Origin of the sequence: Richelia sinica FACHB-800, assembly GCF_014698825.1 — a bacterium.
Classification (GTDB): Bacteria; Cyanobacteriota; Cyanobacteriia; order Cyanobacteriales; family Nostocaceae; genus FACHB-800.
This window is the reverse complement of sequence record NZ_JACJTT010000054.1, coordinates 24,709-30,955: the sequence shown is the minus strand read 5'-3', so window position 1 is coordinate 30,955 and position 6,247 is coordinate 24,709. Positions and strand designations below refer to the sequence as shown.

At 36.8% G+C, this 6,247-nt stretch carries 6 protein-coding genes; 3 read left to right on the top strand and 3 right to left on the bottom strand.

The window, feature by feature from the left end; genetic code table 11:
- Positions 1-174 precede the first annotated feature (174 nt).
- From H6G73_RS22695 to H6G73_RS22685, 3 genes are all read left to right on the top strand, one after another.
- Positions 175-813 carry a primosomal protein gene (locus H6G73_RS22695; protein ID WP_190608566.1) on the top strand — a complete coding sequence of 213 codons (639 nt, stop codon included), beginning with the start codon at positions 175-177 and terminating at the stop codon, positions 811-813.
- Between the two features lie 236 nt (positions 814-1,049).
- The gene (locus H6G73_RS22690; RefSeq protein WP_190608564.1) at positions 1,050-1,475 is read left to right on the top strand and encodes a hypothetical protein; all 426 of its coding nucleotides are present in this window, start codon (positions 1,050-1,052) and stop codon (positions 1,473-1,475) included.
- A gap of 651 nt (positions 1,476-2,126) precedes the next feature.
- Positions 2,127-3,251 (top strand): site-2 protease family protein, encoded by a 1,125-nt coding sequence (locus tag H6G73_RS22685; RefSeq protein ID WP_190608563.1) that lies wholly within the window; start codon positions 2,127-2,129, stop codon positions 3,249-3,251.
- 471 nt (positions 3,252-3,722) lie between these two features.
- Here the strand turns inward: H6G73_RS22685 and H6G73_RS22680 are convergent, their stop codons facing one another.
- The 3 genes from H6G73_RS22680 to H6G73_RS22670 all read right to left on the bottom strand — a co-directional run bounded on the left by H6G73_RS22680 (position 3,723) and on the right by H6G73_RS22670 (position 6,243).
- On the bottom strand, positions 3,723-4,268 hold the full coding sequence (locus H6G73_RS22680) for a hypothetical protein (RefSeq protein WP_190608561.1): 546 nt from the start codon (positions 4,266-4,268) through the stop codon (positions 3,723-3,725).
- Between the two features lie 75 nt (positions 4,269-4,343).
- The gene (locus H6G73_RS22675; protein ID WP_242034287.1) at positions 4,344-5,135 is read right to left on the bottom strand and encodes a DUF2207 domain-containing protein; all 792 of its coding nucleotides are present in this window, start codon (positions 5,133-5,135) and stop codon (positions 4,344-4,346) included.
- 337 nt (positions 5,136-5,472) lie between these two features.
- On the bottom strand, positions 5,473-6,243 hold the full coding sequence (locus tag H6G73_RS22670; RefSeq protein WP_190608560.1) for a mobilization protein: 771 nt from the start codon (positions 6,241-6,243) through the stop codon (positions 5,473-5,475).
- Positions 6,244-6,247 lie beyond the last annotated feature (4 nt).

Genomic DNA, 6,247 nt, shown 5'->3' with positions numbered 1-6,247 from the left:
TTTAACCAACTTATTAGTGCTATGAATGGCTTCAAACCCTTTTATTCCTCTGCATAATTTACTGTATTTACTGCTTGTTTATTTCGGAAAGTGACAGAAGAGGGGTAAATGGAGATGAAAGCCGCGATTGCGGCAAGGAGGTGAAAATTTCACTTTCTGAAAGGAGTTTGTTAAATGGCAACAGCCAAAACTCGTACTAACGGCAACACTCGCAGTACAACTAACGGTAAACCATCAGCAAAAACAAATAATGCAGCTTCCACAACTAAATCTAAAGCAGTAACCGCTTCACCACAACAAGAAGCATCAGCTTTATTGAAAGAATTGCGGAATTTAATCTTTAAAGAATACGGGATTAAATTACAACTACGGGACTCAAGAATTTCTACTAAAGTTGGTCATGCAGCCCGTGAAAAACTTGGACTTGATATTGCGGCCCAAGTAAAAAAGAAAGGCGGTAATAAAAAGTTTGATTGGCAGAAATGGAATAGCAAATTATTTCCTAAATTGTTTGGACAACCGGATGCAATGAAATATCCACCAGAAGTAGTTGCTATTTTCATGAGTATGCTATACGATACAATTAGCACTGACCCAGAACAAGCAATAGCTGATTTAGTCGAATTCAATCGTGCATCACTAGAACGTCGCAATTCCTTCCAAGAACAAGAAGAGGAAGAATTGGATGATTTAGATGATGAACTTGATGAGGATGATGACGAAGATGAAGATTTAGATGAGGATGACGAAGAAGAACTCGATGAAGATTTGGACGAAGATGACGACTTAGATGAAGATGATGACGACGAATAATTGATTCTCAGAAATTGACAGAATAATTATATAAAATAACCATGTATTTCCACAAACAATACAGGTTATTTTTTGTATTTTAAAATTTCAAAATTTCTTTTGATAACTCTTACTTTGTATGAGCATAACTGGGGATAATCATGGAAACAATTGTCAATTATCAATTATCAATTTTTAATGGCATCTTTCGATGCGGTTTCTATGAGAAAAATAGAAAATAACAAGGAGTATTTCTCATGGTAAACGCTCGCAAAGTATCCAAAACAGTACGCAAAATTGAAAAGCACATTCCAGCTTTAGAGCGAGTAACTACCTATCAGGAAAAAGTACACCTGATGGTAATTGAAGTATTACGAGAAGAATCGGGTAGAGAATTAGCAGCCGCAGCCCGATTTAATGGACAAGAATTTGATTGGGAGAAACATAATTACCAATTCCGCAAAGATTATGTGAATACACCATTAAAAGAATTGGTTAATTATGCACGCAAACTTTACGGATTGAATAATTTGGATGAAATTCGAGATAGACGTGCTGCTCATAAAGCTGCTCGTTCTAAACGTATCGAAGGATTAAATAGCTTAAATGGCAATTTTGATGATGTAGCTGATGAGGATTTTGAATCAGATGAGTATGACGAAGATTTAGAAATCGAAGATTAGTTAGCAATTGATAATTGACAATTGACCCATTCAAGGTTTAAAGCCTCCCATTTTTAAGAGGAAACAGATAAAAGTTTTCCATTTCTCAATTCAATACTCTTTCTTCCAGGCAGCGGTAATTGTAAATTCTTGAAAAGCCCCGAATTATCTAAAATCGGGGTATTTTGTTTGAGAGTGAAACCCCTGCTATGATTAGGTTTTAAGGATCAATAATGTCCTGTTCTGAATAGCTACAGCTATATCTACTACTGAAAACAGCAGCCCCACATTTAACCCGCATTTCTTACAAACAATGCGATTGCCTACGGCAGTGCGCTCCGCGCAATCGCAATCTATATAATCCTTATGGAGAGACGGTTTCGGGCATTTTTCACGGTGCTGATTTTTGACACAGTGTGAAAACCGAGAATCCAGATTTTATAAGGGTTTGAGGATTTTGGTGAGAAATCCGGGTTAAGTGGGGTAACTTTTTTGCCCACCCTCCCTCACCCATAAAAACTCTATTTTAGAGGCTAAATTCGCATAACCACACCTTAACGGACGGACACTACTACCTTTACAAAACTTAAATTTCCTTAATATTTCGTTACTATAAGAACATTAAGAGAAGCAAAAACAAACTTCTCAATGCTCATATCACAGGTGAACACCATGAATAGCACAATTCGGGTTGGCAACCTTTTCGGAATACCTTTTTATGTACATCCTTCCTGGTTTTTAGTTTTAGGTTTGGTAACTTGGAGCTATAGCAGTGGACTAGCGGCACAATTTCCCCAACTAGGTGGAGGATTACCCTTATTGCTGGGATTGATGACAGCACTGTTATTATTTGGTTCAGTTGTCGCCCATGAATTAGGACACAGCTTTGTTGCTATTCGCCAAGGAATTGATGTCAAATCAATTACACTATTTATATTTGGTGGACTGGCAAGCTTAGAAAAAGAATCGCCAACTCCAGGAGCAGCTTTTTGGGTAGCTATTGCAGGTCCCATAGTTAGTTTGATGCTATTCGCTACAGCGACCGCAGTTGGTGTTGCGACTGCTGCATCTGGACTATTGGCTGCTATCCTTGGTCTACTGGCTTCTGTTAATTTGACATTAGCTCTATTTAACCTCATTCCTGGCTTACCTTTGGATGGGGGTAATATCCTCAAAGCAATAGTTTGGAAAATCACTGGTAAATCCTATAAAGGAGTGGTTGTTGCCAGCCGAATTGGACAAATCTTTGGTTGGTTGGCGATCGCCTCTGGTTTAATTCCTCTACTATTGTTTGGTAGTTTTGCTAACTTCTGGAACTTGTTAATTGGCTTCTTTTTACTACAAAATGCTGGTAATGCTGCCCAATTTGCTAGAGTCCAAGAAAAACTCAAAGGTTTAACAGCAGCGGATGTTGTAACCAATGATAGTCCAATTGTCAAAGCGAATTTGAGTTTAAGAGAGTTTGCAGATCAACGGCTTTTAAATACTCAGGAATACCGTCGTTTCTTGGTAACAGATGAACAAGGACAATTGTTAGGAGCAATATCAGTTGATGACTTGCGAACCATTCCAAATACACTATGGGCAGAAACTCAAGTTATCAAAGTGATGAAACCAATTGAACAGTCTACTACTGTACAATCGGATCAACCGTTGCTAGAAGTAGTACGGTTACTTGAAACACAAAAATTATCCGCACTGGCTGTAATTCGTGAAAATGGGTTGTTAGTCGGAATTTTAGAAAAAGCTGCAATTATCAACTTACTTCAGAAGAAAGTACAAACAAAATTTGCATAGTCTCTTCAATTCTCCAAATAAAAACTCAAAATTGCCTTGAAAATAAAGCAGTTTTGAGTTTTGATGTTTGTCGGCAAGTATTCAAAAACAGAATATCCTGTTACAAAAAAAGAACAAAGAACAGTTTAACAATGGACAATTAACAATGACCGAAAAATTTTAGATTTTAGACTTTGATTTTAATCTAAAATCCAAAATCTAAAATCTAAAAACAAGGTTTCAAGCCTCTCCATTTATAGAGAAAAATACAAATGTTTTTCCGCCTTCAAGCCTCTTCTTTAAAGGAGAGGATAATCCAAAATACTCGCTGCGCTGCGTACGCTTCGCTAACGTCAATCCAAAATTGATTGACATCTACCTTAAAATCAGAGGATTGAAAAGCCGATTTTTTTTTGTTTTTCCTCTTGAAATGGAAGGTTGTAAACCTTGACTTAAACAATTATCAATTGATAACAAAAGAATCCTGTGTAACTATTTTTGAACAGGTAGAGGTTTACAGCCTACACCACCAAACGTAGCAATTGTTGGAGTAGAAAAACGACTATTTATTAAACTGGAAATTTCTTGGTTTGATAGTTGAGTTGTGTTTACTTCAATCGTTGGTTTTTTTCCTGTCTTATTCACATAAATCAGGAGATCCGCCCAATAAAACTGCTGATTAGAAGGTTGAGAATATTCAGGATAGCAACCTTTAGAGCTAATTGCTAATTTATGATCTACAGCAGACATTGTTCCCAGAGGAATACCAGTCTGAACTAATTTAGCTTCTTCTACTGGACCCCACAAACGTAGATTATGCCTGATGCAGCGTTTACCATCTTTAATTGGGGCAATGATATTACCACAAATATTTACTTCAACATTATACATTGGTGGATAATCAGGTATAGAGGGAGCTTGTGCTTTGGCAATATTGCTTTTGCTTTTGCTATTTGCATCTAAAGTATCAGGAGTACAAGCTGCTAGAATTATTCCTGTTATCATTAACCAAAAACAGTTTACTTTTCTCTTCAACATTGATTTACTCCTATTTTATAATTGAACAACTAATATCAAATACGTTAAAAAACAAGATTGCTGACGGCTGAATACTTACTGAGAAACAAACTTGCGTTGATTAGGAGGTTGCACCCAAAGAGTACAAAAACCTGATACAGCTTTCCTGTTACTTTGTCCTATTTCTAATGTCACTCCCAAACGTTTTACTTCTCTAGAACAAGCCAATTGACCTGTACTATCTCTGCTCAATAAATCTCGATTCCATTCCATAAAATTGCGAGCAAATTTACCTTCATTAGTAGTTGCCCATGCTAAAGCATTAGCTTCTTGTTGAGTCAGTTGACGTGGACCAGTTGGGTCTAAATTGCTAGATTGATACCCAAGCATTGCACCTATACCCAGGAGTCCACCTACACCAGATGCAATCAATAACAAAATACCAGCAGCAATTAATGATGGAACTGAATGAATGGCACGCTCAAATTCTGTACGCTTGATTAATGCTGTAACTGCGTGAGCGATCGCTTTCTGTTGACCTTTGACTGCTGCTTTTTCATAGCTTTGAAGATGGTCATACAGTTGAGTTTGCCATTGGTCAAACATGGCCTCCATTTCTTGAGGACTGTCTTCTAACAGCACTTGTAACCTGCCAGTAGCAATCATCATTAAAAATGCTGGATCATCAGGATCTAGTCCAGTTTGAACAACTATTTCCCAAACCCTCGCTTTGAAATTATCATCTTTACCGCGAATGGCTAAATCTAATAAAGTAGGGTAAGGAATGCGACTTAAACCTTTACCTCTAGCTGCTACTGAATCCAAAAAATCATCATCTAAATCGAGTTCTTCAGTCTGATAGTGAGTCATATCTTTACTGGGTTTCATGTAGATTAATTCCTGAGAATTTAACTTTCAGCAAGCAAAGAGTTTAAGTAAGAATTGAACTATAGGACTCCTATTTGATTTATGAACATATCCCTTCTTTGTCACTCTCCGAAAACAATTGCCATTTCTGAATTTTAGAGCTTTTATCTACTAAGCGATTGGCTATGCCTAACACCAGGCTACTACTAATGCTGTAGACAATCGAAGGATTTTTTACTAATCAAAAATCCAATATCGATTTTTTTCTAATAGGATAGCTTGTATTGATTGCGTGATGTCTTTTCCAGAGATTGCCCTCCCGGAGAGTGACAGAAGAAGGGTAATTTCCAACAAAACCCTATTTTTTGGTAGCGACTTTCCCATTACTATTAGCAGTATCAACTTTGTCAGAAGGGGGAGTAATTGAAGCTGCTGGTGGATTCCAAATCTTAGCTTTTTCAATTTCTTCAAAAGCTTGTTTGAGAAATCTATGTAATCTCTGTCTACCTAATATTCCTAAATCTTTATAATTTTTAGCTTCAGAAAAGTTTATCCGTTTGGCATCAAGGATATTCCTCTCTCGGTAGCTAAACTTAGGAAAATCAATTACTGGGACTTTGTAAGTCTTGATTAACTCCTGTAACTCCTGATTTTCATCTATGTGTTTCCAATCATCACATAAACCAAAATTACGGACAAAGATATGTTTAATTTTCTTTTCAAATCTTTCTAAAGACTGCATAAATAACTGTAGACTGTCATATCCTCCACTACAAACAAACCATTTATGTATCTTGACCTTGTTTTTACCACTAATTTCTAAAATTTGATTACGCTCAATCCAATCTGTTACTGCTGGGTATACTTGAGCCGGTAAATTAACAATCACAGAATTTTCCAGTGCTAAATCAAAGATTTCATCAGCTTCATAAGCTTTGCGTTCTGATTCACTAAAAACGGCTGTTTTATGATTATCAGGGTAAAATGCACCGACATCAGGATTACTTCGGTCAGCTTCCACCAACTCATAAAGCACTTTATTGTCAATGCAGTATTGCACCATTACCCTGGCAAATAAAGATTTACCAACACCACCCTTTTCACCATCAATAAAGTGAATTGCCGCCATTATA

What these genes read in the sequence shown, in the direction of transcription:
- H6G73_RS22695 (WP_190608566.1), top strand. Translation starts at nt 175, where the DNA reads ATGGCAACAGCCAAAACTCGTACTAACGGCAACACTCGCAGTACAACT.
- H6G73_RS22690 (WP_190608564.1), top strand. Translation starts at nt 1,050, where the DNA reads ATGGTAAACGCTCGCAAAGTATCCAAAACAGTACGCAAAATTGAAAAG.
- H6G73_RS22685 (WP_190608563.1), top strand. Translation starts at nt 2,127, where the DNA reads ATGAATAGCACAATTCGGGTTGGCAACCTTTTCGGAATACCTTTTTAT.
- H6G73_RS22680 (WP_190608561.1), bottom strand. Translation starts at nt 4,268, where the DNA reads ATGTTGAAGAGAAAAGTAAACTGTTTTTGGTTAATGATAACAGGAATA.
- H6G73_RS22675 (WP_242034287.1), bottom strand. Translation starts at nt 5,135, where the DNA reads ATGAAACCCAGTAAAGATATGACTCACTATCAGACTGAAGAACTCGAT.
- H6G73_RS22670 (WP_190608560.1), bottom strand. Translation starts at nt 6,243, where the DNA reads ATGGCGGCAATTCACTTTATTGATGGTGAAAAGGGTGGTGTTGGTAAA.